This is a genomic window from Pseudomonas botevensis, from assembly GCF_019145475.1.
In the GTDB taxonomy this organism is placed as follows: Bacteria; Pseudomonadota; Gammaproteobacteria; order Pseudomonadales; family Pseudomonadaceae; genus Aquipseudomonas; species Aquipseudomonas botevensis.
Genome location: NZ_JAHTKI010000003.1, coordinates 60,233 through 86,132, shown reverse-complemented (window position 1 = coordinate 86,132; position 25,900 = coordinate 60,233). Strand labels below are relative to the sequence as shown.

Genomic DNA, 25,900 nt, shown 5'->3' with positions numbered 1-25,900 from the left:
CGAAGGCGTCGTGTTTCAGCATTCATTTGACTGACACACCACCTTCGCGAACAAGCCCGCTCCCATTGGGTTTTGCGGCCAACGTCGGCGAAAGTGCCATCACTCTGGCGCCAATATTCACACTATGACCATTCGGCGCATTCTGGTCTCGTTCGGTTGGCGTGCTGAACTTTTCTTCTATTCTCAGCTCAAGGACATTAAGCATCACAGGATCGAAACAGCCTTCCCGTGTGGGCTGAATACCGGCTTCACCGAGGGTCGCCGCCATGTCGCGCAACCTCTGCCTCACCCGTCAGTGCCTGGGTCTTGTGACCCGTATCGAATGCGCCATCAAGCCTCTGGCTGGCGACAACGGCATGTGGACGCTGCTCTTCGCCGCCGGCATGGCCGGTGAACAACCCTCCGCCATCAAGGCCCAAGGCCCGTTTCATGGACCGATCGCCGCCGAGTCGATCCTCGACACCATCGTGGAAAGCCTGACGATGCACGGCTATGAGCTGGCAAACGATCCGCAGATCTGGAGCCTGCACCTGCAAGCCCAGCTTCGGCAGATCAACGGTGGGCGCGGGCGCAGTCTTAACAGCTAACCCGCTTCAGGGCGCCGTGCCTGATTGGGGGGCCTTGTCGAGTTTGACCTCGAAGCCGTACTGCACGGTGGCGAGGTCGGTTCGCTGATAGGTTTCCACCTGTGTCGGACGGCCATAGAAATAATGTACGCCGAACAATGCCGGGCCTTCTGCGCCGGCGTCGTGGCTGACCGAAAGAATCTGCTTCAAATAGTTGCCGCTGTCGTCCTTGACGAAAAACCGCCATTCATTGGCCGGGAACAACTTCTGATCCACCACCAATGCGTTGTTGCGAATCTCCAGACCCTTGGGCAGGGATCTGGCGTCGTGGCTCTGTTTGGCGACGGTGGCCAGAAACAGCGGCATCGAACCGATGGCGATCGCCGGGGTTTCCGGAAACAGGTTCAAGTCGTAGGTGATGACCGACTGCAGCAGGTCGACCTGATAGGCCTCCGCTGGCAGCTCGATCGGTTCATCCCGTTTGCCACTGCTTTTTTCGGTGAAAAAGGTCACCGGGCTTTCGCCGGGGCTGAAGTCGTCGCCGAGCAATTCATCGTTGAAGGTCTTGCGGTGACCGAACTCGATACGCGCGGCGCTCGGCTCGTCCACGGACTGGCGGATATGCACGCTGGCCTTCAGTTGCTCCTCGGTCAGGCTCGCGCCCTTGAGCCAGTTCGCCGCCTGGTCGTCGTAGACCGTCACCGGCAGGTCCAGCGGTTGCACGGTTTTGGCCGTGGTGTGCGAGTCGAATTCGCGCACTGGCAGGTCGAGGGTCTTGCGGGTTGTCGTGGCTTGCGAGAAGTCCAGTACGGTGACTTCAAGTTTGTCGATCGAGCCTTTGAAGTACACCTTGTTGTAGCGGCGCGGGTGTTGTTGTTCAAAGGTGCGCTGGTCGACATCCAGTTGTTGCTCGAGGCTGTCGCTCCAGGCCTTTTGTTGTTGCAACTGCGTCAGTTGTTTCTGATAAAACGCCACCTGTGCGGGGCTTTCGTTGATCGAGCCGGCGCGCACCAGATATTGCCCGGACGTGTCGCGGGCCTGGACGAGCAGCGGGTTGAGTGGGGTATTGGCGACCTCCGGGGCCAGCGGCAGGCTGTTGCTGAATTCGACTTCGGCGTAGTTCTTTTCCAGTTTCAGCAGGGTGACGCTGAGGTTGCCATCGGTGCGGGTCTGGCCGACGTCCTGCTTGCCCAGGTCAAAACTGTGCAGGCGTTTCGGCGCGATGACTTCGACCTGGCCTTGCAGGCTCACCGGTTGTGGCTGGTTTTTCTTGTCGACATCCAGGCCGTCGATGAACGGATAGGTCACGGTCAGATCATCAGGGTTGGTGACGTTGGAACTGGACGGACTCAGCTGGATGCCCGGATCGGTTTCCGACCATTCCGGCTGGAAAGCGATCACTCGTTTATTGCTCAGGGTCACCGATTGCCAGTCCACGCCGTGGGGGAACAGAAAACCGCCCGGCACGTTGAGGTTGAACGGGAAGACCGGTTGCAGATCGGTGAGGTAATCGGAGCTGGAATCCTTGTGCAGCACGAACAGGCCACTGATGAAGGTATCGACCAGCGCTTGCGGGGAAGGGTAATGCTTGAGGATGCCGAGGGCGTCCTCGCCGTATTCGGTGTGCACCGGTTTGCTGTCGAGTCGCTGTTGGGCGCGTTCGAGCAACAGCAACGAGCCGCCGAGCTCGGTCACGGCGTCCTTGAGTTTCGGGTCGGTGATGGCGTCGAGCGATTGTTCGAACTGCGCGGTCTTTTCCTCAAGGCCGGGCACGTGCTTTTCGTCGCCGGGGGAGCAGCCGGCAATCAACAGGGCGAGGCAAGTTCCGGTCATCGTCAACGGCAATCGCACTTCCATTTCCAGTCGTCCTGTCCACTGTCGCTGGGCTGTCAATGGTTTGGACACTAGCAGAAAAACCTTGATACACACACGCAGGTGGCGGATTTCCGGGCGGATTCTGGCTGTCATGGGCGGCTGGTATACTCGCCGCCATTTCCACCCCTTTGTGTGAGATTCAATGGAACGCTTTATCGAAAATGCAATGTACGCCACGCGCTGGCTGCTGGCGCCGATCTATATCGGCCTGTCCCTCGGGCTGCTGGCGCTGGCACTGAAATTCTTCCAGGAAGTCGTCCACATCCTTCCTAACGTGTTCTCGATGGCCGAGTCGGAACTGATTCTGGTGCTGCTGTCGCTGATCGACATGGCGCTGGTGGGTGGCCTGCTGGTGATGGTGATGATTTCCGGCTACGAGAACTTCGTCTCGGAACTGAACATCGACGAAGGCAAAGAGAAGCTCAGCTGGCTGGGCACCATGGACTCCTCGTCGCTGAAAATGAAAGTGGCGGCGTCGATCGTGGCGATCTCCTCGATCCACCTGCTGCGGATCTTCATGGACGCCAAGAACGTCGATCCCCAGCACCTGATGTGGTACGTGATCATCCACATGACCTTCGTGGTTTCGGCCTTCGCCATGGGTTACCTGGACAAGCTCACCAAGCACTGATCCGCCGCTGATCGTTGCAATATACCGCCCGTCTGTTGCGAAACAGACGGGCGGTGTCGTTTATGGCTTGTGCTTTGTTGCGCCGAGGCATATCCCTGTAGGCGTCCTGATTCGCCCGCACGAGGTGCGTTCATGAACCTGCAAGAGTTGAATGCGTTTGCCATGGCCCGCAAGGTCGATGAGCTGAACCTGATCTCCATGGAAGGCGGGATCTACCTGCTCGAAGCGCGGATGCACGGGGCGGCGTACCCGCTGAGTGATCCCAGCGGCAAGATGCTGATGCTGCGCTCGGTGGAGCATGCCCGCGATATCTTGCACAACTTTCCGGTGTTGCCGTTCAACCTTGTGCACACCTCGGTTCACGATGAGATGTGTGGCCTGGGGGCCAGTGGCGAGGACTGCCTGAAGATGCCGCTCGCCTGGCGCTCGGCCCTGTAGGTCAGGCGCCCCATCGATGGGGGCATCTGTGCTAGTCTGCTCGCCCTTTTGGTTCCGGGCGCGCCGGGACGCGCTGTGCTCGCACGGCAGGTCCTGAGGCCGTCCGCACAGCGGAGCAGTGTCATGTCCGAAGTAAATCTGTCCACCGACGAAACCCGCGTCAGCTACGGCATCGGCCGTCAGCTGGGTGACCAGCTGCGCGACAACCCGCCACCGGGTGTCAGCCTGGACGCCATCCTCGCTGGCCTGACCGACGCCTTCGCCGGCAAGGAAAGCCGTGTGGGTCAGGAAGAAATGTCCGCCAGCTTCAAAGTGATCCGCGAGATCATGCAAGCCGAAGCCGCTGCCAAGGCTGAAGCTGCAGCCGGCGAAGGCCGTGCGTTCCTGGCCGACAACGGCAAGCGCGACGGCATCACCACCCTGGCTTCCGGCCTGCAATTCGAAGTGCTGACCCAGGGCGACGGCGCCAAGCCGACCCGTGAAGACAACGTGCGTACTCACTACCACGGCACGCTGATCGACGGCACCGTGTTCGACAGCTCCTACGAGCGTGGCCAGCCGGCAGAATTCCCGGTTGGCGGCGTGATCGCCGGTTGGACCGAAGCCCTGCAACTGATGAATGCCGGCAGCAAATGGCGTCTGTACGTGCCGAGCGAACTGGCTTACGGCGCTCAAGGCGTTGGCAGCATCCCGCCGCACAGCGTTCTGGTGTTCGACGTCGAACTGCTCGACGTTCTGTAAGACCTGGCCTGTCTCCGTGACAGGCTGATGTGGGAGGGGCGCACCGCCGCTCCCACATGTTCTGCGGCGTTCCTCATAATTCGATCTTGTGATGCAGCTCACTGGTCGGGCGCAAGGCCCGGGCATAGCAGAACAGGAACAGGTTGCGCACCAGCTCCTTGAGCACCACCGGTTCGCTGGAACTCAGGCCGCTGACGTCCAGATCGCCTTGATCCTGCAGCTCATGCAGCGCTTCTTCTTCCAGAACGGCACAGACTTCCCCGGTTTCCCGGTGCAGGATTCGCAGATACGGATGCGGGCGATCCAGCCAGGCGTCGATCAAATAAGTCATGGTTCTCATCTCCATTGAAAGGGTTTCAATGAGAATAATTCTTATTCGTCAAATAGCAAGCGCCTATTGGCGGTTTGTGATTTTTTGCGGGTAAAGATTGCGTAGGGTCAAAACGGCTGGCGTTTGGCTAGTGCGCGGATTTGTCGCGGGGGAAGGGCAGGAGTGGTGCGCCATCCCGCGCAGGGCGCGGGATGGCGGACAGCAGAATCAGACTTTTCTGACGAACTCGGACTTGAGTTTCATCGGGCCGATGCCGTCGATCTTGCAGTCGATGTCGTGGTCGCCATCGCACAGGCGGATGTTCTTGACCTTGGTGCCGACCTTGACCACCAGGGAGGTGCCCTTGACCTTCAGGTCCTTGATCACGGTGATGGTGTCGCCGTCCTGCAAGACGTTGCCGACCGAGTCTTTTTTCACGGCATCATCGGCCGCTACCTCGGCGTCACCGCCGGCAGACCATTCATGGGCGCACTCCGGGCACACCAGTTGGGCACCATCTTCGTAGGTGTATTCGGAATTGCATTTCGGGCAGGGTGGCAACGTGCTCACTAAGGCTCCTTGGTATGAGGATCGTTAAAGGGCGCACATTATATAAGGTTTTAACGGAGAGCGGGCATAGCGCAGAAACAACTGTGGGAGCGGGCTTGCTCGCGAAGAGGCCGGTTCAGTCAGCATCAAGGTTGACTGGTTTACCGTCTTCGCGAGCAAGCCCGCTCCCACAAAGGTGTCGCAGAATCAGTGTGTACGGGCGACCGCGAACTCGCTCAGCTCAACCAGTGCATCGCGGTATTCGCTGGCCGGCAGCGCCTCGAGGCATTTGATTGCGCGGGCCACGTAATCACGGGCCAGTTGCGCGGTGTACTCCAGCGAACCGGAGGCTTCCACGGCGATGCGGATGCTTTCCAGGTCTTCGATCCCGCCTTTCTGGATCGCCTGGCGCACCAGTGCAGCCTGTTCCGGCGTGCCTTCGCGCATGGTGTAGATCAGCGGCAGGGTCGGTTTGCCTTCGGCCAGATCGTCGCCGACGTTCTTGCCCAGCGTTTCGGCGTCGCCCTTGTAGTCGAGCAGATCGTCGACCAACTGGAACGCCACACCCAGGTGATCGCCGAAGGTGCGCAGGGCTTCGCTCTGCTCGGCGGTGGCACCGGCCAGTGCCGCAGCACTGTGGGTCGAGGCTTCGAAGAGCATCGCGGTCTTGCCGCGGATGACTTCCATGTAGGTTTCTTCGGTGGTGCTGGCGTCGCGAACCTTGGACAGTTGCAGCACTTCGCCTTCGGCGATGATGCGTGTGGCCTGGGACAGGATCTTCATCACCGGCATCGAGCCCAGTTCGACCATCATCTCGAACGAGCGCGAGTACAGGAAGTCGCCGACCAGCACGCTCGGGGCGTTGCCCCACATGGCGTTGGCGGTCGAGCGGCCACGGCGCATGCCGGACATGTCGACGACGTCGTCATGCAGCAGGGTGGCGGTGTGCAGGAATTCGATGGTGGCGGCCAGCAGGCGCATGTCGTCGCCTTCACGGCCCAGGGCCTTGCCGCACAGCAATACTAATAAAGGACGCAGGCGTTTGCCGCCGGCCGACGTGATGTAATCGCCGATTTTCGATACCAGCGGCACTCGGGAAGTCAGCTGCTTCTTGATGATGCCGTCGACGGCGCTAAAATCGTCCGCCACCGCGCGGTAGAAAGCTTGGGGTTGCATCAGCGACAGGTGCTCCAGAAGGGTTGCGCGGCATGCTAGGACCCACGTCAGCAGGTGTCAAGGCGCGATGGACGGCCACTTGCATGACTTCCGCGCCTTGCGTACAATCGCGCACCCTGAACTTCCTGGGCAGCACCTGCCTTACGCAATTGCAATCGGGCCTCCAGCCCAATGCAGCCATGCCAGCCAATACCTCTTCTTATAAAGAGCTGGGTGAGCAGGATTATCGGAGAAATACCATGTCTTATGCAGTAATCGTTACTGGTGGCAAGCAGTACAAAGTTGCACCAGGTGAATACCTGAAGATCGAAAAACTGGAAGTCGCTACCGGCGAATCCGTGACTTTTGATCGCGTTCTGTTGGTTGCCAATGGCGACGACGTGAATATCGGCGCTCCAGTTGTTGCTGGCGCTACCGTTGTGGCTGAAGTGATCTCCCAAGGTCGTCACGATAAAGTCCGCATCATCAAGTTCCGTCGTCGTAAGCATCACATGAAGCGTATGGGCCACCGCCAGTGGTACACCGAGATCAAAATCACCGGTATTCAGGCTTAATCGCCTAATTCCTCACTAGGAGAATTGACTCATGGCACACAAAAAAGCTGGTGGTAGTACCCGTAACGGTCGCGACTCAGAAGCCAAACGCCTTGGCGTGAAGATGTATGGCGGCCAGGTCATCAAGGCCGGCAACATCATCGTGCGTCAGCGCGGCACCCAATTCCACGCTGGCTACGGCGTTGGCATGGGTAAAGATCACACCCTCTTCGCGAAAATCGAAGGCGTGATCAAGTTCGAAGTAAAAGGCGCCTTCGGTCGTCGTTACGTGAGCGTAATCGCGGCCTAATCGCGTGATCGCTGGAAGAGCCCTGTCTTGCGACGGGGCTTTTTCGTTTGTGGGGTGAGTCTCTTGCAAAGCTGTTTGCATGAGCTGTCGGCGTACGATGCAGGTCGTGTCTTGGGTTCGCTGCGCTCATTTTTGCAAGAGTCTTATGTCTTGATTGTTTTTCGGCTCGTCCGTACGGCGAGAGGCGTTGGTTATGAAGTTTGTTGATGAAGTATCGATCCGCGTAAAGGCAGGCGACGGCGGCAATGGCTGCATGAGTTTCCGTCGGGAAAAATTCATTGAAAACGGTGGTCCGAACGGCGGTGACGGCGGTGACGGTGGTTCCATCTTCATGATGGCCGACGAAAACCTGAACACCCTGGTGGACTACCGTTACACCCGGCACTTCGATGCCGAGCGTGGCTCCAACGGCGGCAGCACCGACTGCACCGGCAAGAAAGGTGAGGACCTGATCCTGCGCGTGCCGGTCGGCACTACCGTGATCGACTCCGCGACTCAGGAAGTCATCGGTGACCTGACCAAGGCCGGTCAGAAGCTGATGGTGGTGCAGGGCGGCTGGCACGGTCTGGGCAATACCCGTTTCAAATCCAGTACCAACCGCGCGCCGCGTCAGACCACGCCGGGCAAGCCGGGCGAACAGCGTGACCTGAAGCTGGAAATGAAAGTGCTGGCGGACGTCGGGTTGCTGGGTCTGCCGAACGCGGGCAAAAGTACCTTTATTCGCTCGGTATCGGCCGCCAAGCCGAAAGTTGCCGACTATCCGTTCACCACTCTGGTGCCGAACCTGGGTGTGGTCAGCGTCGATCGCTGGAAGAGCTTCGTCATCGCCGACATTCCGGGTCTGATCGAAGGCGCTTCCGATGGTGCCGGTCTGGGTATTCGCTTCCTCAAGCACTTGGCGCGTACTCGCCTGTTGCTGCACCTCGTCGACATGGCGCCGCTGGATGAAAGCAGTGCGCCGGACGCGGCGGAAGTGATCGTCAACGAGCTGATCAAGTTCAGCCCGTCGCTGGCCGAGCGTGACCGCTGGCTGGTACTGAACAAGTGTGACCAGATCCTCGAAGAAGAGCACGAAGCTCGCGTCAAGGAAGTGGTCGAGCGTCTGCAGTGGGAAGGTCCGGTCTACGTGATCTCGGCCATCGCCAAAGACGGCACTGAGCGTCTGACGCGCGACATCATGCGTTACCTGGAAGATCGTGCCGATTGTCTGGCCAATGATCCGGCCTACAAGGAAGAGCTGGCTGATCTCGATCAGCGCATCGAAGACGAAGCCCGTGCGCAGTTGCAAGCGCTGGATGACAAGCGTGCCCTGCGTCGCAGTGGCGTGAAGTCGGTCCATGACATCGGCGACGATGATTGGGACGAAGAAGATGTGGATGATGAAGACGGTCCGGAAATCATTTACGTGCGTGACTGATCCGTTGCGATAAACTTGAACGCCGCTCAATCGAGCGGCGTTTTAGTATCTGGAAATCGGTAGTCACGAATAATGTCTTGGGCGGCGCTGGGTCGCGTCGCCCTCAAGCTAAGGTTGAAGATGATGCGGAGCAAGGTGACAGGTGCGCAGCGTTGGGTCGTGAAGATCGGCAGTGCTTTGCTGACGGCTGACGGCAAAGGGCTGGATCGTGCGGCAATGGGTGTCTGGGTCGAGCAGATGGTGGCTCTGCATGAGGCCGGTGTCGAGTTGGTGCTGGTGTCCTCCGGGGCGGTGGCGGCCGGCATGAGTCGCCTGGGCTGGACCGCACGACCCAGTGCGATGCACGAGCTCCAGGCCGCTGCCGCAATCGGTCAGATGGGCTTGGTGCAGGCCTGGGAATCGAGCTTTGCCGAGCATGGCCGGCATACCGCGCAGATTCTCCTGACCCATGACGATCTGTCCGACCGCAAGCGCTACCTGAATGCCCGCAGCACCTTGCGTGCGCTGGTCGAGCTGAAAGTCATCCCGGTGATCAACGAGAACGACACCGTGGTCACCGATGAAATCCGTTTCGGCGATAACGACACGCTGGCGGCGTTGGTGGCGAATCTGGTCGAGGCGGATCTGCTGGTGATCCTCACGGATCGTGATGGCATGTTCGACGCCGATCCGCGCAACAATCCCGATGCGCAGCTGATCTACGAGGCTCGCGCGGATGATCCGGCTCTGGACGCGGTCGCTGGCGGTACGGGCGGGGCGCTGGGGCGTGGCGGCATGCAGACCAAGCTGCGCGCGGCGCGTCTGGCTGCGCGTTCCGGTGCGCACACCATCATTGTGGGTGGGCGTCTGGAGCGCGTGCTGGACCGTTTGAAGGCGGGTGAGCGAATCGGTACGCTGCTGTCGCCTGAGCGCGGCATGCTGGCTGCGCGCAAGCAGTGGCTGGCCGGGCATTTGCAGACCCGTGGCACGCTGGTGCTGGATGATGGTGCGGTGTCGGCGCTGTCTCAGGGCAACAAGAGTCTGCTGCCGGTCGGTGTGAAGTTGGTCCAGGGCAGCTTCCGTCGTGGCGAGATGGTGGTGTGCGTGGCGCCGGACGGTCGTGAAATCGCCCGTGGCCTGGCCAACTACAGCGCTCTGGAGGCACAAAAAATCATCGGTCAGTCGTCGGATGCGATTGTCGGTTTGCTGGGCTACATGGCTGAGCCGGAGCTGGTTCACCGTGACAACCTGATTCTGGTTTAAGGAAAACGCGATGCGCATGGCAAAAGGATTGTTGGGCTTGCTGATGGCGTTGCCATTGCTGGCCTCGGCCGAGGAAATCGGTCAGGTGTCGACGGTGTTCAAGTTTGTCGGGCCGAATGACCGGATCGTGGTCGAGGCATTCGATGATCCGAAGGTCGAGGGGGTGACCTGCTATCTGTCGCGTGCCAAGACTGGCGGCGTGAAGGGTGGTCTGGGTTTGGCCGAGGATCGTGCTGAGGCCTCGATTGCCTGTCGCCAGGTCGGGCCGATCCAGTTCAAGGGTGAGCTGAAGGATGGCGAGGAGGTGTTCAAGGAGCGCACTTCGCTGGTATTCAAGACCATGCAGGTGGTGCGTTTTCTCGACAAGAAGCGCAATACCCTGGTGTATCTGGTCTACAGCGATCGCTTGATCGAGGGTAGTCCGCAGAATGCGGTGACGGCGATCCCGATTCTGCCGTGGGCCAGCGCCCGATAATCTGGCGTAGATCCAAATGTGGGAGCAGGTTTGCTCCCATTTTTTTGCACGCTGTTCGGCAAATCGCAGGCAATAAAAAACCGACCCTTGGGTCGGTTTTTTAATGATTACGTCGCTTAGGCAGCAGCTTTCAGTGCCTTGACGTGACCATTCAGGCGGCTCTTATGACGAGCGGCCTTGTTCTTGTGGATGATGCCTTTATCGGCCATGCGGTCGATAACAGGTACAGCCAGAACGTATGCAGCTTGAGCTTTTTCAGCGTCTTTTGCGTCGATGGCCTTAACTACGTTCTTGATGTAGGTACGGACCATGGAACGCAGGCTGGCGTTGTGGCTGCGACGCTTCTCAGCCTGTTTTGCACGTTTTTTGGCGGAAGGTGTGTTGGCCACCGTCGAGCTCCTCGAAAGACTTTTTGGGAAATAGCAAACAAAATAGGCCGCGAATCATGCCGATGAGTTGAAGTCTTGTCAAGGGCGCTTGAGACGTTCCGCTAAGTGGTAGGGTTAAAGCGACGGGATATTTATTTCCGGCGTGTGACCTGTAAACTCGCGAGCTTTGGCTCTGTGCTGTTGCGGCGCGGAGTATCGCACAAGTAGGCGCATTGTTCGCCTGCTGTTTATCGACAGGCACAAATTCCTTCAATGAACCTGCTCAAATCGTTGGCCGCCGTCAGCTCTATCACGATGCTTTCCCGGATTCTCGGGTTTGTTCGTGACACCCTCATCGCGCGCATATTCGGCGCCGGAATGGCGACGGACGCCTTCTTTATTGCCTTCAAACTGCCCAATCTGCTGCGGCGGATCTTCGCCGAGGGGGCTTTTTCCCAGGCATTCGTGCCGATTCTTGCCGAATACAAAAGCCAGCAGGGCGAAGAAGCGACCCGCACCTTTATTGCCTATGTTTCCGGTCTGCTGACCCTGGTACTGGCGCTGGTCACCGTGCTGGGCATGATCGCCGCACCCTGGGTGATCTGGGTCACGGCCCCCGGTTTTGTCGATTCGCCGGAAAAATTCCAGCTGACCTCCGATCTGCTGCGAGTGACCTTTCCTTATATATTGCTGATCTCCCTGTCGTCCCTGGCCGGGGCGATTCTCAATACCTGGAACCGTTTCTCGGTGCCGGCATTCGTGCCGACCCTGCTCAATGTCAGCATGATCGTGTTTGCGCTGTTCCTGACGCCGTACTTCGATCCGCCGGTCATGGCCCTCGGCTGGGCGGTGCTGGTCGGAGGGCTGGCGCAGTTGCTCTATCAACTGCCGGCCCTGAAAAAGATCGGCATGCTGGTGCTGCCGCGGCTGAATCTGCGGGACACCGGCGTCTGGCGGGTGATGAAGCAGATGCTGCCGGCGATCGTCGGCGTGTCGGTCAGCCAGATCTCCCTGATCATCAACACCATTTTTGCCTCGTTTCTGGTGGCCGGGTCGGTGTCGTGGATGTATTACGCCGACCGTCTGATGGAGCTGCCGTCCGGCGTGCTGGGCGTGGCGCTGGGCACGATCCTGCTGCCGACCCTGGCAAAAACCTATGCAAACAAGGATCGTCACGAGTATTCGCGGATTCTCGACTGGGGCCTGCGCCTGTGCTTCGTGCTGGTGCTGCCGTGTGCGCTGGCCCTGGGGATTCTTGCCGAGCCGCTGACCGTGTCATTGTTCCAGTACGGTCAGTTCAGCGGTTTTGATGCGGCCATGACCCAGCGGGCGTTGATTGCCTATTCTGTCGGTCTGCTTGGGATTATCGTGATCAAAGTGCTGGCGCCGGGCTTTTATGCGCAACAGAACATCCGTACACCGGTGAAAATCGCAATCTTCACCCTGGTGGTCACCCAGCTGTTCAACCTGGTGTTGATCGGCCCGCTGGCTCATGCCGGTCTGGCATTGGCAATCAGTGCCGGCGCCTGCCTCAACGCCGGGTTGCTGTTTTATCAACTGCGCAAGCAGCAGATGTATCAGCCGCAGCCGGGCTGGCGGAAATTCGCGTTGAAATTGTTGCTGGCGGTGGCGGTGATGTCGGCGGTGTTGTTGATTGGCATGCATTTCATGCCGGCCTGGGATCAGGGACACATGCTGGAGCGCTTCCTGCGCCTGGGCCTGCTGATTGCGGCGGGCGTGGTGGCGTATTTCGGTATGTTGCTGTTGCTGGGTTTCCGTCTGCGCGACTTCAATCGCAAGGCGTTGAACTGAGGTTTTTATCCTGATGAACGGGCGCGGGCCGGCAATTTTGTCGGCTCGAACACTTTGGGTTACGGTGTTGCCTGTCGTCGGCCGTCGGGTGTGGTTATAATCGGCCACTTTATGAGCAAGAAGCGCGTTATGCAGCTGGTTCGAGGCCTCCACAACTTGCGCCCCCAGCATCGGGGCTGCGTCGCCACTATTGGCAACTTTGACGGTGTTCACCGTGGTCACCAGGCTATCCTGGCCCGGCTGCGTGAGCGTGCGCTTGAGTTGGGCGTACCCAGCTGCGTGGTGATTTTCGAGCCCCAGCCACGGGAATTCTTCGCCCCGGACACCGCGCCTGCACGTCTGGCCCGGTTGCGCGACAAGCTGCAACTGCTGGCCGCCGAAGGCGTCGACCGGGTGTTGTGTCTGGCATTCAATCAGCGCTTGAGCAAACTCAGCGCCAGTGAATTCGTCGACACCATTCTGGTGGATGGCCTGGGCGTGCAGCACCTGGAAGTCGGTGACGATTTCCGCTTCGGTTGCGACCGTCTCGGCGATTTCGATTTCCTGTTGCAGGCCGGCCAGGTTCACGGCTTCACCGTGGAAGCCGCGCAAACCGTCGAGCTGGACGGCATTCGCGTCAGCAGCACCCAGGTGCGCAATGCGTTGGCCGCCGCCGACTTCGCCCTGGCCGAGCGTCTGCTTGGCCGCCCGTACCGGATCGCCGGTCGTGTGCTGCATGGCCAGAAACTGGCCCGGCAACTGGGTACGCCCACTGCCAACATTCAACTCAAGCGTCGTCGCGTGCCGTTCACCGGGGTCTATCTGGTGGATGTGGACATCGACGGCAAGACCTGGCCCGGCGTCGCCAACATCGGCGTACGGCCCACGGTACAAGGTGATGGCAAGGCCCACCTTGAAGTTCATCTTCTGGATTTTGCCGGCGATCTGTATGACCGGCGTCTGACGGTGGTTTTCCACCAAAAGCTGCGTGAAGAGCAGCGCTTCGCCTCCCTGGAGGCACTGAAAACGGCGATCAACGCGGATGTCGCCGCCGCCCGTGCACTAGCCGCACCTAGCGCCCATCGCTAATGAAGAGCCTTAAATGACCGACTATAAAGCCACGCTAAACCTTCCGGACACCGCCTTCCCAATGAAGGCCGGCCTGCCACAGCGCGAACCGCAGATCCTGCAGCGCTGGGACAGTATTGGCCTGTACGGAAAGTTGCGCGAGATTGGCAAGGATCGTCCGAAGTTCGTTCTGCACGACGGTCCTCCGTATGCCAACGGCACGATTCACATCGGTCACGCACTGAACAAGATTCTCAAGGACATGATCATCCGCTCGAAGACCCTGTCGGGCTTCGACGCGCCTTATGTCCCGGGCTGGGATTGCCACGGCCTGCCGATCGAACACAAGGTTGAAGTGACTCACGGCAAGAACCTGGGCGCGGACAAGACCCGCGAACTGTGCCGCGCCTACGCCACCGAGCAGATCGAAGGACAGAAGTCCGAGTTCATCCGCCTCGGCGTGCTGGGCGACTTCGCCAACCCGTACAAGACCATGGACTTCAAGAACGAGGCCGGTGAAATCCGCGCCCTCGCCGAAATCGTCAAGGGCGGTTTCGTGTTCAAGGGCCTGAAGCCGGTGAACTGGTGCTTCGATTGCGGTTCGGCCCTGGCCGAAGCGGAAGTCGAGTATGAGAACAAGAAGTCCTCGACCATCGACGTCGCCTTCCCGATTGCCGACGAAGCCAGACTGGCCGCCGCGTTCGGCCTGCCGTCGCTGGCCAAGCCTGCCTCGATCGTGATCTGGACCACCACCCCGTGGACCATTCCGGCCAACCAGGCGCTGAACGTTCACCCGGAATTCAACTACGCCCTGGTCGATATCGGCGACAAGTTGCTGGTTCTGGCCGAAGAGCTGGTCGAGTCCTGTCTGACCCGTTATGGCGTTGAAGGCTCGGTACTGGCCACCGCTCCGGGTTCGGCGCTGGAGCTGATCAACTTCCGTCATCCGTTCTACGACCGCCTGTCGCCGGTCTACCTGGCCGACTACGTGGAACTGGGCGCCGGCACCGGCGTGGTTCACTCCGCCCCGGCCTATGGCGTGGACGACTTCGTGACCTGCAAGAAGTACGGCATGGTCAACGATGACATCCTCAACCCGGTGCAGAGCAACGGCGTGTACGTGCCGTCGCTGGAGTTCTTCGGCGGCCAGTTCATCTGGAAAGCCAACCCGGCCATCGTCGACAAGCTGACCGAAGTCGGTGCGCTGCTGCACACGACTGTCATCGACCATAGCTACATGCACTGCTGGCGCCACAAGACCCCGCTGATCTACCGTGCCACCGCGCAGTGGTTCATTGGCATGGACAAGCAGCCGACCACGGGCGACACCCTGCGTGTGCGCTCACTCAAGGCCATCGAAGACACCAAGTTCGTTCCGGCCTGGGGCCAGGCGCGCCTGCACTCGATGATCGCCAACCGTCCGGACTGGTGTATCTCCCGTCAGCGCAACTGGGGTGTGCCGATCCCGTTCTTCCTGAACAAGGAAAGCGGCGAACTGCACCCACGCACCGTCGAACTGATGGAAGAAGTCGCCAAACGCGTCGAAGTCGAAGGCATCGAAGCCTGGTTCAAACTCGACGCCGCCGAACTGCTGGGCGATGAAGCGCCGCAGTACGACAAGATCAGCGACACCCTCGACGTCTGGTTCGACTCCGGCACCACCCATTGGCATGTGCTGCGTGGCTCGCACCCGATGGGCCACGAGAGCGGCCCGCGCGCCGACCTGTACCTGGAAGGTTCCGACCAGCACCGTGGCTGGTTCCACTCCTCCTTGCTGACCGGTTGCGCCATCGACAACCACGCGCCGTATCGCGAGCTGCTGACCCACGGTTTCACCGTGGACGAGGCCGGCCGCAAGATGTCCAAGTCCCTGGGCAACGTGATCGCGCCGCAAAAGGTCAACGACACCCTGGGCGCCGACATCATGCGTCTGTGGGTTGCTTCGACCGACTACTCCGGCGAAATGGCCGTGTCCGAGCAGATCCTGCAGCGCAGTGCGGACGCCTACCGGCGTATCCGTAACACCGCGCGCTTCCTGCTTTCCAACCTGACCGGTTTCAATCCGGCCACCGACCTGCTGCCGGCCGAAGAAATGCTGGCGCTGGATCGCTGGGCGGTGGATCGCACCCTGCTGCTGCAAAACGAGCTGAAAGAAAGCTACGGCGAATACCGTTTCTGGAACGTCTACTCGAAGATCCACAACTTCTGCGTGCAGGAGCTGGGTGGTTTCTATCTCGACATCATCAAGGATCGTCAGTACACCACCGGCGCCGACAGCAAGGCTCGCCGCTCGTGCCAGACCGCGCTGTTCCACATCTCCGAAGCGCTGGTGCGCTGGATCGCGCCGATCCTGGCCTTCACCGCCGACGAACTGTGGCAATACCTGCCGGGCGAGCGTAACGAGTCGGTGATGCTCAACACCTGGTACGAAGGCCTGACCGAGTTGCCGGAAGGCTTTGAACTGGGCCGTGCCTATTGGGACCGGATCATGGAAGTCAAAGTCGCGGTCAACAAGGAAATGGAAATCCAGCGTGCGGCCAAGGCCGTCGGTGGCAACCTGCAAGCCGAAGTGACCCTGTTTGCCGAAGAGGCTCTGAGCGACGATCTGGCGAAACTGAGCAACGAACTGCGCTTCGTGCTGATCACCTCCACCGCCAGCGTTGCGCCGTTCGTACAGGCGCCGGCCGATGCGGTGACTACCGAAGTCAGCGGCTTGAAGCTGAAGATCGTCAAGTCCGCCTTCGCCAAGTGCGCCCGTTGCTGGCACTGCCGCGAAGACGTCGGCGTGAACCCGGAGCATCCGGAAATCTGCGGCCGTTGCGTGGACAACATCGACGGTGCCGGCGAGGTTCGTCACTATGCCTAATGCCGTTGGCCGTTTCGGACGGTTGAGCTGGCTGTGGTTGAGTCTGCTGGTTCTGGTCATCGACCAGGCCAGCAAGTTCTACTTCGAAAACAAGCTCGAAATGTTCCAGCAGATCGTGATCATTCCCGATTACTTCAGCTGGACCCTGGCCTACAACACCGGCGCTGCCTTCAGCTTCCTGGCTGACAGCTCCGGCTGGCAGCGCTGGCTGTTCGCCCTGATCGCAATCGTGGTCAGCGCGGTGCTGGTGGTCTGGCTCAAGCGCCTGGGTCGCAACGAAACCTGGCTGGCCGTCGCGCTGGCGCTGGTGCTGGGCGGGGCGCTGGGCAATCTGTATGACCGCATTGCCCTGGGCCATGTGATCGATTTCATCCTGGTGCACTGGCAGAACCGCTGGTACTTCCCGGCGTTCAACTTCGCCGACAGCGCCATCACCGTCGGTGCGGTGATGCTGGCACTGGACATGTTCAAATCAAAGAAAACCGGAGAAGCCGTTCATGACTGAACAGGTATTGGCTGAGCAACGCATCGGCCAGAACACGGAAGTCACCTTGCACTTTGCATTACGCCTGGAGAACGGCGACACCGTCGACAGCACTTTCGACAAGGCTCCGGCGACCTTCAAGGTCGGCGATGGCAACCTGTTGCCGGGTTTCGAAGCCGCGTTGTTCGGTTTCAAGGCCGGCGACAAACGCACCCTGACCGTCGAGCCGGAAAACGCTTTCGGCCAGCCGAACCCGCAGAACGTGCAGGTCATCCCGCGTGATCAGTTCAAGGACATGGACCTGTCACCCGGTTTGCTGGTGATCTTCAACGATGCGGCCAATACTGAATTGCCGGGCGTGGTAAAAGAGTTCGACGACGCGCAAGTGACCGTCGACTTCAACCACCCGCTGGCCGGCAAGACGCTGACCTTTGACGTGGAAATCATCTCCGTCAAGGCACTTTAAGCAATAACGCAGTACCCCTGTGGGAGCGGGCCTGCCCGCGAATGCTGACTGACATTCAACCTAGATGTTGTCTGACGAACCGCCTTCGCGAGCAAGCTCGCTCCCACAGTGTTTTTCATCCGTTCAAAGTGGGATGCCCCTTTGGACGGGTTTTTATGGTTTTCGCTATTTCTTGCGCGCAAGACACGAGGCACAGCATGCAAATCAAACTCGCCAACCCCCGTGGCTTCTGCGCCGGTGTGGACCGGGCGATCGAAATCGTCAACCGCGCCCTGGAGGTCTTCGGACCGCCGATCTACGTGCGTCATGAAGTGGTGCACAACAAGTTCGTGGTCGAGGACCTGCGCAGTCGCGGGGCGATCTTCGTCGAAGAGCTGGATCAGGTGCCGGACGACGTCATCGTGATTTTCAGTGCCCACGGCGTATCCCAGGCTGTGCGCACCGAAGCCGCTGGCCGCGGCCTGAAAGTGTTCGACGCCACCTGCCCGCTGGTGACCAAGGTACACATCGAAGTCGCGAAATATAGCCGCGACGGTCGTGAGTGCATCCTGATCGGCCACGCCGGTCACCCGGAAGTCGAAGGCACCATGGGCCAGTACGATGCCAGCAATGGCGGCGCCATTTACCTCGTCGAAGACGAGAAAGATGTGGCCGAATTGCAGGTGCAGGATCCGGACAAACTGGCGTTCGTGACCCAGACCACGTTGTCCATGGATGACACCAGTCGCGTCATCGACGCCCTGCGCAGTCGCTTCCCGGCCATCGGTGGCCCGCGCAAGGACGACATCTGCTACGCCACTCAGAACCGTCAGGACGCGGTCAAGCAACTGGCCGACGAGTGCGACGTGGTATTGGTGGTCGGTAGCCCGAACAGCTCTAACTCCAACCGTCTGCGCGAACTGGCCGAACGCATGGCGACGCCGGCGTACCTGATCGACGGTGCCGAAGACCTGCAAAAGAGCTGGTTCGATGGCGTCGAGCGCATCGGTATCACCGCCGGTGCTTCTGCCCCGGAAGTGCTGGTGCGCGGCGTGATCCAGCAGTTGCAGGCGTGGGGTGCCACCGGCGCCGACGAACTGGCCGGCCGCGAAGAAAACATCACCTTCTCGATGCCCAAAGAGCTACGCGTTCGCGCGATTTAATCTCTGGCTCGACACAGCGCCTGTTCAGCCTTGTCGCTGCTCAGGCGCACGCGACCGGTCGCGGCCAGCACCACCTGGAGCTGGCTGACCGGTTCGTGGCTCGCGCAGAGATGTAATGTCCCCGCCTGAAACGCCTTCTTCGGCATCAGTGGCTGCCCCAGGCTGCTGAACCGTACGTAACGGCTGACCGCCCAATTGCCGACAATCGGCACCCGCCCATCGCTCGCATGCTCCACCAGCAGCGGATTGCTGCTGTCCCGTGGGCCTTTGCCGCTGATATCCAGAATGATCCGCCAGCCCTGGCTCCAGTCGCCGTTGATGCCATGAATCACCACGCTCTGATTGCGGGTGATGGCCTGCGTGCGGGCGTTGCGGATACCGGCCAGCAGTGACTCGGCGGCCTGCTGTCGCCGGTTCGATTCGCCCAGGGCGGCAAGCGCCGGGCTGACCAGCGACAGAACAATTGCGCCAATCACCAGTCCCATAAGCAGTTCGACCAGACTGAAACCCTGTTGCGACATGAAAACTCCCTCCGTGGAGTGTGGTGTCCGCTGCGATCCATGCACCGGACGGGGCAAATCACCCGACGCAATCGCGTCGAATGTTCTAGCGTGGTAGAGGCAGGTATAGCCGACGGCAACGGAGGGCACTGATGGATCATCGTACAAAAGGTTTCACGCTGATCGAGTTGCTGGTGGCGATCGCCGTGTTCCTCGCCCTGATTACCCTGGCGGTGCCGGCCTTCACCCGTTCGATCCAGGGCAGCAGGGCCGATACCGAGGTCGGCGACCTGCAACGGGCGATCAATTTTGCCCGGCTCGAGGCCATCGACCGGGGCGTGACCACCCGCTTGCGGCCGACCGCCGGGGGCAGCGTCTGGACCGGTGAGCTGTCGGTCTACGACGGTACTGGCACACCGGCCAATGTGTTGCGGGTTGTTCCAGCAATGAGCAGCGGTGCGACTCTGACGCTAACCTCAGGAGTGACCGCGCTGGATTTCAACAATCTCGGCGGTCTGGCCGCACCGTCGACGGCGGTGGTCATCAGTTACACGCTGGGAACGCAAAGCAGGACGCTGAACGTGTGTCTCAATGGACGAATTCAATTGGGTGGAAGTTGCGGATGAGGGCAGGGAGCAAACGCGCACAGGAGGGCATGACGCTGATCGAGGTACTGGTCGCGTTGCTGATTCTGACCGTCGGGCTGCTGGGCGCGGCGGCGGTGCAACTGAATGCGCTGAAATACACCGACAGCTCGCGAATGACCAGCCAGGCGAGCTTCATTGCCTACGACATGATGGACCGCATTCGCGCCAACTCCGGTGCCGACTACACCGTCACGCCGCCGACGTCGGGCAACCTGAGTGTCGCCCGGGATCAGGATCTCTACGACTTCACGACCAACATCGTCAATTTCGGCGGTCCGACCGCCACCGGCAGCATCACCCTGAACCAGCGGGTGTACACCATCACCATCACCTGGAGTGACGCCCGGGCCGCCAATACCACCAGCGGCCAGCGCAGCTTCGTGCTGACCAGCCGCGCGGCGGTCGATCCGGTCGCCACGCCATGAAGCGTCTTAACCGTGGTTTCAGCCTGATCGAATTGTTGATCACCCTGGCACTGGGCCTGATCGTGATGCTCGGCGTGGTGCGCATCTTCATTTCCGCGAAAAACACTTATGTCAGCCAGAACGGCGCTGCGGCGATGCAGGAGGATGCCCGTTTCGTGCTGAGCAAGATGATCCAGGAAATCCGCATGGTCGGGATGTTCGGTTGCCTGGGAACGATCACCGACTCCAGCACGGCGGGGGATTTCAACGCCGTGCAGATCACACCGATCAGTTGGGACAACGCCAACCTCAAACTGACCCTGGTGACCGCGGATATCGGCAGTGGCGGCGGCACACCGACCTGGACGGTGGTTTCCGATTGCCGCAACAGCGCGACCGCCTATACCGGATCGCGAACCCCGGCCACCGGGCAGATCGCGTTCCCGATCCGGCGTCTGGTCTACAGCTTCAGCAACAACCAGATACTCATGGGCACCGGCAGTGGTACGCCGACCCAGGCCGCGCTGGTGAGCAATGTCAGCGCCTTCAACGTCACCTTCGGGCTGGCCGCTTCGGCGACCGACGTGGCGGCCACCACGTACAGCAGCAACCCCGGTGACCCGGCGCGGATCCGCAGTGTGCGCCTGAGCCTGACCCTCACCGATCCGAACAATCGGGTCGCCACGCAAACCTTCAACGTGGTTGCCGCTGTGCGCAACCGCCTGCAATGAGGGGCGCGACGATGAGGATTTCCCTTCACCAGCGCCAAGCGCAACGGGGCATGGTGCTGCTGGTCAGCCTGGTGTTTCTGCTGTTGCTGACGCTGATCGGCCTGTCGTCGATGCAGAGCGCCAACCTGCAGGAAAAAATGGCCGGCAGTGTGAGCCTGCGCAATCAGTCGTTCCAGACCGCCGAGGCCGCGTTGCGCGTCGGTGAAAGTGCAGTGCAACTGGACAGCTACTCACTGGCGGTGTGCGCCAGCACCGCCCAATGCGCGCCGCCGGCCGAGTCGTCGGTGGTCAGCGCGGCGGGGCTCAATTCTTCGTCCGGGGTAACGTGGATCGCGTCCGGCAATGGTTTCTACGGGGTGCAGAACATTGGCACCACGCTGACCGCCGTGAACGTGCCGAGCAACACCTCGGCGACGCTGTATCGGGTCACCGCTGTGGGTATCGCCGGCAGTTCGCGCAGCGTGGTGGAGAGTGTTTATGCGAAGTATTGAGCGGCTCGCATCGTTGCTGGCCGGCATGGTGCTGAGCTTCTATCTGGCGGCGCCGGTGTATGCGTTCACACCCTCCGACTCGCCGTTGCTGAGCGCGGCGGCGGTGCCACCAAACGTCATGCTGCTGATCGATGATTCGGGGAGTATGAACAGCATCATTTACGCCAACGGCTTCGATCCCACCGTGGACCGCACGCCGGCCCGGCAATGCAATGCGCTGGTGGGGTTGTTGTGCCTGAGTTCGACGGCGATTACCGGCGATTCGATATTCATCTCGAGCCTGCCGACCGCCGGATGTTCCGGCGGAGCCTACGCGTTCTACAACAACTCGCTGACACCGCTGTGCCTGAAATTGCCGGACCCGGTGGGCGGCGGAAATACCCGATATTCGGGGGATTACATTTCCTACGTGGTCGGATTGGCCATCAGCAACGGCACCCGCGATTTCACGACCGGGGCGATTCCCAACGACTACCGGATCAACGTCGCACGTAACGTGTCCACCGCCCTGGTCGCCAGCAACCGCAGCTTGCGGATCGGCCTGTCGACGTTCAACCCGGCCACCAGCAACAACCCCGGCAATGGTGGCTTCATTGCCCGCTCCATCACCGATCTGTCACCGGTCAGCGGCAGCGTCACCCAGGCCCAGGCCGACACCAACTACAACGCGCTGATTTCGTCGATCAACGGCTTGAGCGCCGTCGCCAACACTCCATTGGCGGAGACCTATTATGAAGTCACCCGCTACATGCGCGGCATGGCGCCGTACTACAACAACACACCGAACACCTATACCAGCCCGATCCAGTACCGCTGCCAGAAAAACTACGGGGTGGTGATCACCGACGGCCTGCCGACCTACGACCGTACCTTTCCGAACAACGACCCCCTGGGGGGGAACCGTTTGCCCAACTGGGACGGGATCAACAACGACGGCGACAACCTCAACGGTGATGGCGAAGGCGATACGCTGTACCTGGACGACATCGCCAAGTTCGCGTTCGACATCGACATGCGCTCGACCGGCACCGACGCGGCGGGCAAGAGCTGGAATGCGGTGGACTTCCCGAAACAGAACATGAACACCTACACCGTGGGATTCACGGCATCGAACGACATGCTCTCGGACGCCGCCAGTTACGGCCAGGGCCGGTATTACCAGGCGACCGACAGCGCCGGGCTCAACACCGCGCTGTCCTCGGCGTTGAGCGACATCACGTCCAAGGCCGGCTCCGGCGGCAGCGGGGTGACCAGCGGCAATACCCTGGCGAGCGGCACCAGTTACTTCCAGACCAGTTATGACCCCAAGGACTGGCGCGGCACTATCAAGTCCTACGGTTTCACTTCAGCCGGCGCGGTGAATACCTCGGCGGTGCTGTGGACCACCGACACCGCCATCGTCCCCAGTGCCACGGCCCCGACTTACCAATCGTGGAATACCACGACCAACGCACCAGTGACGCTGGCTTATGGCAACTTCTCCGCTGCCCAGCAGACGACCCTGAGCCAGGGCCTGCCCAGCGGCATCAGCGGCAGCGATCTGGTGGAGTGGAGCAAGGGCACCAACAAGACCGGGCTCAAGGTCCGCAGCGTATTGCTGGGCGACATCATCAACTCGCCGCTGGTGTTGGCCTCACCGACGGAAAAAACCGCCTCTGATCTGTCGGGCGACACAACCTACAGCACTTATCTCACGACCAAGGCGGCGAACATGAACGCCAGCCTGGTGGTGAACGGCAATGACGGCTTTGTCAGTGTCATCAACTCGGCGAACGGTAACCGGCGTTATGCGTACATGCCGTCAAGCGTGTTGCCGTCGTTGCGCCTGATTGCCGATACCACCTACGTCAACGGCGTCAGCCACAAGTTTCTGGTGGACGGGCAGGTCGGGGTGTACGACGCGCAACTCAACAGCGCCTGGAAAACCCTGGCCATCGGCGGCACCGGAGCCGGCGGCAAAACCTTCTATGCGCTGCAATTGTTCGATGCGTCGGCGGGCAACGTTCTGCGAGGCCTGTGGGAGGTCAGTGCGCCGGCCACCGCCAACACCGCCAACGCGTTCAATGATCTCGGTTATGCCTACGCCCGGCCGGAGGTGGCTCGTTTGTCCGATGGCCGCTGGGCGGCGTTCATTGCCAATGGTTACGGCAGCAACTCCGGGGTCGCGGCGCTGTATGTGCTGGATGTGCGTGACGGTTCGCTGATCAGGAAAATCGTCATCGACAGCACGGAAACCACCAACGGTCTGTCCTCGGTGAAGCTCAAGGTCAATTCGCAGAACGTGGTGCAGGCCGCTTATGGCGGTGACCTGAAAGGGCGGCTGTGGAAGTTCGATCTGAGCGCTGCTTCCAGCGACAGTTGGGGCGTGGCGTTTTCCGGCAAGCCGTTGTTCACTACGGCGGGCGGTGCGACGCAGCCGATCACTGCGCAGCCGTTGCTGGCGGACAACGCACTGGGCGGCAAGCAGATCTTCGTCGGCACCGGCAAGTTCAACGAGACGACCGACAAGACCAACAAGGATCTGCAGGCGTTCTATTCGGTGTGGGATGCCGATGGCGGTTCGGGGCAACTGACAGTCAGCAGTTTGCAGGCGCAAGCGGTTACCGGGGTGTTTTCCGGCAGTTCCGGGCAGTTCATCACCACTAGCCAGAACGACACGACTTATCCGGGCGAGAAGGGCTGGTATCTGCCGCTGGTCTACAACAACGTGCTGACCGGTGAGCGGGTGATCAATCAAGCAAGTCTGGTACTCGGACGCATTGTGTTCACCACGGCCAGTGTCGATACCACCGACCCCTGTTCCAGCTTCGGGACCGGCAAACTGGTCGAACTCGATGCGTTCAGCGGTAAGATGCTCAACTACGCGGTGCTCGATACCAACGCCGATGGCGTGGTCGACAGCAACGACACGATTTCCAGCGGCGTGGTGTTCACCGGTGGCATTCCGACCCTGAACGCGGTCGTCAACGGCGCGAGCCGCAAGGTCGTGAACGATTCCAGTGGCGGCATTACCACCTTGGTGGAAAAGGGCGGCGGCGGTAGCCGTCGTATCATGTGGCGACAAATACAGTAAGTGAGAGTTGAGGCATGCGCAGATCAAACCGGGGTTTCACCTTGATCGAAATCATGATCGTGATTGCGATCATTGGTATCGTCATCACCATCGGCTATCCAAGCCTCACCGAATACGTGAAGAAGGGGCGTCGTGCCGAAGTCGTTTCGGTGTTGTCGGAGCAGGCGCAGATTCTCGAACGCTACTACACGAAGAACAACACCTACACCAACGCCACCGGCCTGAGCACAGGGACTGACTTCTATACCATCACGCCGACCATCACTGACCAGACTTACCTGCTGACCGCGACCCGCAAGGCTGGCGCGATGGCCACCGACAAGTGCGGGGATTTCACCCTCACCAACACCGGGGTCAGAAGCATGAACAACGCGACAACCGGGCTGACCACCAAGGATTGCTGGGGCCGCTGAGCCGCTTTTATTCGGGTGCCTTTTGTGCCCACTGTCTTTTTTACGGTTGGATCTAACATGACCAGGCAACAGCAAGTGGTGATCGTCGGTGGCGGAGTGATTGGCCTGCTCACCGCATACAACCTCGCCTCCGAAGTACGCAGCGTGGTGCTGCTGGATCGTTCGAATGTCGGCCAGGAGTCGTCCTGGGCCGGCGGTGGCATTGTTTCTCCGTTGTACCCGTGGCGCTATAGCCCGGCGGTCACGGCACTGGCGCACTGGTCGCAGGATTTTTATCCACAGCTCGGCGAGCGGCTGTTTGCCGATACCGGCGTCGATCCTGAAGTGCATACCACCGGCCTGTACTGGCTGGACCTGGATGACGAGGCCGAGGCGCTGGCCTGGGCCGAGCGGGAAAACCGTCCGCTGCGGGCTGTGGATATCTCGGCGGCGCATGATGCGGTGCCGGTGCTCGGTGGCGGATTTTCCCGGGCGATCTACATGGCCGATGTGGCCAACGTGCGCAATCCGCGTCTGGTGAAATCGCTGAAAGCAGCCTTGCAGGCATTGCCGAACGTGACGATTCACGAGCAGTGCGAAGTCAGCGGATTTGTCCGTGACGGCGATCAGGTTGTCGGCGTGGAAACCTCTCAGGGCCAGATCACTGGCGATCAGGTGGTATTGACCGCCGGGGCCTGGAGCGGCGAACTGCTCAAGACCCTGGGCCTGACATTGCCGGTCGAGCCGGTGAAAGGGCAGATGATTCTCTACAAATGCGCGGCGGATTTTCTGCCGAGCATGGTGCTGGCGAAGGGGCGTTATGCGATCCCGCGTCGTGACGGGCACATTTTGATTGGCAGTACGCTGGAGCACGAAGGCTTCGACAAGACGCCAACCGACAACGCACTGGAAAGCCTTAAGGCCTCGGCGGTGGAGTTGCTGCCGGCGCTGGCACAGGCTGAAGTGGTGGGGCACTGGGCGGGTCTGCGCCCCGGTTCGCCCGAGGGGATTCCCTATATCGGTCGCGTTCCTGGATTAGATGGACTGTGGTTGAACTGCGGGCATTACCGCAACGGGCTGGTGCTGGCGCCAGCCTCGTGCCAGTTGTTCGCCGATGTGATGCTGGGCCGGACGCCGATCATCGATCCGGCGCCGTATGCGCCGGCCGGGCGGATCTAGGCGGCCAGTATTCTGGCGATTGGCCGATTGCTTTC

The 25,900-nt window shown here is 60.5% G+C and carries 29 protein-coding genes; 22 read left to right on the top strand and 7 right to left on the bottom strand.

All coding sequences use genetic code 11. The features are described 5' to 3' along the window. Positions 1-22: 22 nt before the first annotated feature. A complete protein-coding gene (locus KVQ74_RS05950) occupies positions 23-268 on the bottom strand; it encodes a hypothetical protein (RefSeq protein WP_217830067.1) in 246 nt (81 codons plus the stop codon). Between KVQ74_RS05950 and KVQ74_RS05945 the strand changes: the two genes are divergently transcribed. Further along, on the top strand, positions 267-587 hold the full coding sequence (locus tag KVQ74_RS05945) for a PA4575 family protein (RefSeq protein WP_217830066.1): 321 nt from the start codon (positions 267-269) through the stop codon (positions 585-587). The genes KVQ74_RS05950 and KVQ74_RS05945 overlap by 2 nt on opposite strands. Before the next feature lie 6 nt (positions 588-593). Here the strand turns inward: KVQ74_RS05945 and KVQ74_RS05940 are convergent, their stop codons facing one another. Then, entirely contained in the window at positions 594-2,423 is a 1,830-nt protein-coding gene (locus KVQ74_RS05940) for a hypothetical protein (protein ID WP_217830065.1), read from the bottom strand. A 160-nt stretch (positions 2,424-2,583) separates the two neighbouring features. Here KVQ74_RS05940 and KVQ74_RS05935 point away from each other — a divergent pair, with 160 nt between their 5' ends. The 3 genes from KVQ74_RS05935 to KVQ74_RS05925 all read left to right on the top strand — a co-directional run bounded on the left by KVQ74_RS05935 (position 2,584) and on the right by KVQ74_RS05925 (position 4,251). Further along, positions 2,584-3,072, top strand: coding sequence for a TIGR00645 family protein (locus tag KVQ74_RS05935; RefSeq protein WP_217830064.1), 489 nt, complete (start codon positions 2,584-2,586; stop codon positions 3,070-3,072). Positions 3,073-3,204: 132 nt separating this feature from the next. Further along, the gene (locus KVQ74_RS05930) at positions 3,205-3,510 is read left to right on the top strand and encodes a DUF6482 family protein (RefSeq protein WP_217830063.1); all 306 of its coding nucleotides are present in this window, start codon (positions 3,205-3,207) and stop codon (positions 3,508-3,510) included. A gap of 123 nt (positions 3,511-3,633) precedes the next feature. Beyond that, positions 3,634-4,251, top strand: coding sequence for an FKBP-type peptidyl-prolyl cis-trans isomerase (locus KVQ74_RS05925; protein WP_217830062.1), 618 nt, complete (start codon positions 3,634-3,636; stop codon positions 4,249-4,251). Between the two features lie 73 nt (positions 4,252-4,324). On the opposite strand, the gene KVQ74_RS05920 is transcribed toward KVQ74_RS05925, so the two are convergent. The 3 genes from KVQ74_RS05920 to KVQ74_RS05910 form a co-directional block, all read right to left on the bottom strand. Next, positions 4,325-4,582 carry a PA4570 family protein gene (locus KVQ74_RS05920; protein ID WP_217830061.1) on the bottom strand — a complete coding sequence of 86 codons (258 nt, stop codon included), beginning with the start codon at positions 4,580-4,582 and terminating at the stop codon, positions 4,325-4,327. 207 nt (positions 4,583-4,789) lie between these two features. Next, a complete protein-coding gene (locus KVQ74_RS05915; protein ID WP_217830060.1) occupies positions 4,790-5,131 on the bottom strand; it encodes a zinc ribbon domain-containing protein YjdM in 342 nt (113 codons plus the stop codon). A 186-nt stretch (positions 5,132-5,317) separates the two neighbouring features. Further along, positions 5,318-6,286, bottom strand: a complete 969-nt coding sequence (locus KVQ74_RS05910; RefSeq protein ID WP_007909817.1) for a polyprenyl synthetase family protein — start codon at positions 6,284-6,286, stop codon at positions 5,318-5,320. A 239-nt stretch (positions 6,287-6,525) separates the two neighbouring features. Here KVQ74_RS05910 and rplU point away from each other — a divergent pair, with 239 nt between their 5' ends. The 5 genes from rplU to KVQ74_RS05885 all read left to right on the top strand — a co-directional run bounded on the left by rplU (position 6,526) and on the right by KVQ74_RS05885 (position 10,263). Next, the gene (gene rplU / locus KVQ74_RS05905) at positions 6,526-6,840 is read left to right on the top strand and encodes a 50S ribosomal protein L21 (protein ID WP_007950961.1); all 315 of its coding nucleotides are present in this window, start codon (positions 6,526-6,528) and stop codon (positions 6,838-6,840) included. Between the two features lie 31 nt (positions 6,841-6,871). After that, entirely contained in the window at positions 6,872-7,129 is a 258-nt protein-coding gene (gene rpmA / locus KVQ74_RS05900; protein ID WP_016773121.1) for a 50S ribosomal protein L27, read from the top strand. Positions 7,130-7,322: 193 nt separating this feature from the next. Continuing rightward, entirely contained in the window at positions 7,323-8,546 is a 1,224-nt protein-coding gene (cgtA, locus tag KVQ74_RS05895) for an Obg family GTPase CgtA (RefSeq protein ID WP_217830059.1), read from the top strand. Positions 8,547-8,669: 123 nt separating this feature from the next. Continuing rightward, a complete protein-coding gene (gene proB, locus KVQ74_RS05890; protein ID WP_207983978.1) occupies positions 8,670-9,788 on the top strand; it encodes a glutamate 5-kinase in 1,119 nt (372 codons plus the stop codon). 10 nt (positions 9,789-9,798) lie between these two features. Beyond that, a complete protein-coding gene (locus KVQ74_RS05885; RefSeq protein WP_217830058.1) occupies positions 9,799-10,263 on the top strand; it encodes a CreA family protein in 465 nt (154 codons plus the stop codon). A 116-nt stretch (positions 10,264-10,379) separates the two neighbouring features. On the opposite strand, the gene rpsT is transcribed toward KVQ74_RS05885, so the two are convergent. After that, complete coding sequence (rpsT, locus tag KVQ74_RS05880) at positions 10,380-10,652, bottom strand: 30S ribosomal protein S20 (RefSeq protein ID WP_217830057.1); 273 nt, start codon at positions 10,650-10,652, stop codon at positions 10,380-10,382. A 252-nt stretch (positions 10,653-10,904) separates the two neighbouring features. Between rpsT and murJ the strand changes: the two genes are divergently transcribed. The 6 genes from murJ (at position 10,905) to ispH (ending at position 18,448) form a co-directional block, all read left to right on the top strand. Continuing rightward, positions 10,905-12,443: a murein biosynthesis integral membrane protein MurJ gene (murJ, locus tag KVQ74_RS05875; protein WP_217830056.1), complete on the top strand. Its 1,539-nt coding sequence runs from the start codon at positions 10,905-10,907 to the stop codon at positions 12,441-12,443. 129 nt (positions 12,444-12,572) lie between these two features. Further along, the gene (ribF, locus tag KVQ74_RS05870) at positions 12,573-13,511 is read left to right on the top strand and encodes a bifunctional riboflavin kinase/FAD synthetase (RefSeq protein ID WP_217830055.1); all 939 of its coding nucleotides are present in this window, start codon (positions 12,573-12,575) and stop codon (positions 13,509-13,511) included. Positions 13,512-13,524: 13 nt separating this feature from the next. Then, entirely contained in the window at positions 13,525-16,356 is a 2,832-nt protein-coding gene (gene ileS / locus KVQ74_RS05865; protein ID WP_217830054.1) for an isoleucine--tRNA ligase, read from the top strand. Next, positions 16,349-16,861 carry a signal peptidase II gene (lspA, locus tag KVQ74_RS05860; protein WP_003228341.1) on the top strand — a complete coding sequence of 171 codons (513 nt, stop codon included), beginning with the start codon at positions 16,349-16,351 and terminating at the stop codon, positions 16,859-16,861. The genes ileS and lspA overlap by 8 nt, the downstream gene beginning before the upstream one ends. Positions 16,862-16,868: 7 nt before the next feature. Further along, complete coding sequence (gene fkpB / locus KVQ74_RS05855) at positions 16,869-17,306, top strand: FKBP-type peptidyl-prolyl cis-trans isomerase (RefSeq protein ID WP_217830297.1); 438 nt, start codon at positions 16,869-16,871, stop codon at positions 17,304-17,306. 197 nt (positions 17,307-17,503) lie between these two features. Further along, entirely contained in the window at positions 17,504-18,448 is a 945-nt protein-coding gene (ispH, locus tag KVQ74_RS05850) for a 4-hydroxy-3-methylbut-2-enyl diphosphate reductase (RefSeq protein WP_217830053.1), read from the top strand. Here the strand turns inward: ispH and KVQ74_RS05845 are convergent. Then, positions 18,445-18,969, bottom strand: coding sequence for a GspH/FimT family pseudopilin (locus KVQ74_RS05845; protein ID WP_217830052.1), 525 nt, complete (start codon positions 18,967-18,969; stop codon positions 18,445-18,447). The two genes, ispH and KVQ74_RS05845, sit on opposite strands and share 4 nt — an antisense overlap. Positions 18,970-19,100: 131 nt before the next feature. Here KVQ74_RS05845 and KVQ74_RS05840 point away from each other — a divergent pair, with 131 nt between their 5' ends. Genes KVQ74_RS05840 through thiO form a run of 7 tightly spaced genes read left to right on the top strand, consistent with a single transcriptional unit; the run spans position 19,101 to position 25,865 of the window. Further along, a complete protein-coding gene (locus tag KVQ74_RS05840; protein ID WP_217830051.1) occupies positions 19,101-19,574 on the top strand; it encodes a GspH/FimT family pseudopilin in 474 nt (157 codons plus the stop codon). Beyond that, positions 19,571-20,020 carry a type IV pilus modification protein PilV gene (pilV, locus tag KVQ74_RS05835; RefSeq protein WP_217830050.1) on the top strand — a complete coding sequence of 150 codons (450 nt, stop codon included), beginning with the start codon at positions 19,571-19,573 and terminating at the stop codon, positions 20,018-20,020. The genes KVQ74_RS05840 and pilV overlap by 4 nt, the downstream gene beginning before the upstream one ends. Next, entirely contained in the window at positions 20,017-20,730 is a 714-nt protein-coding gene (locus KVQ74_RS05830; protein ID WP_217830049.1) for a PilW family protein, read from the top strand. The genes pilV and KVQ74_RS05830 overlap by 4 nt, the downstream gene beginning before the upstream one ends. Positions 20,731-20,741: 11 nt before the next feature. After that, complete coding sequence (locus KVQ74_RS05825; RefSeq protein ID WP_217830048.1) at positions 20,742-21,221, top strand: pilus assembly PilX family protein; 480 nt, start codon at positions 20,742-20,744, stop codon at positions 21,219-21,221. Then, the gene (locus KVQ74_RS05820) at positions 21,208-24,294 is read left to right on the top strand and encodes a pilus assembly protein (RefSeq protein ID WP_217830047.1); all 3,087 of its coding nucleotides are present in this window, start codon (positions 21,208-21,210) and stop codon (positions 24,292-24,294) included. Before KVQ74_RS05825 ends, KVQ74_RS05820 begins: the two co-directional genes overlap by 14 nt. A gap of 14 nt (positions 24,295-24,308) precedes the next feature. Continuing rightward, positions 24,309-24,707, top strand: a complete 399-nt coding sequence (locus KVQ74_RS05815; protein WP_217830046.1) for a type IV pilin protein — start codon at positions 24,309-24,311, stop codon at positions 24,705-24,707. A gap of 57 nt (positions 24,708-24,764) precedes the next feature. Further along, on the top strand, positions 24,765-25,865 hold the full coding sequence (gene thiO / locus KVQ74_RS05810) for a glycine oxidase ThiO (protein WP_217830045.1): 1,101 nt from the start codon (positions 24,765-24,767) through the stop codon (positions 25,863-25,865). Positions 25,866-25,900 lie beyond the last annotated feature (35 nt).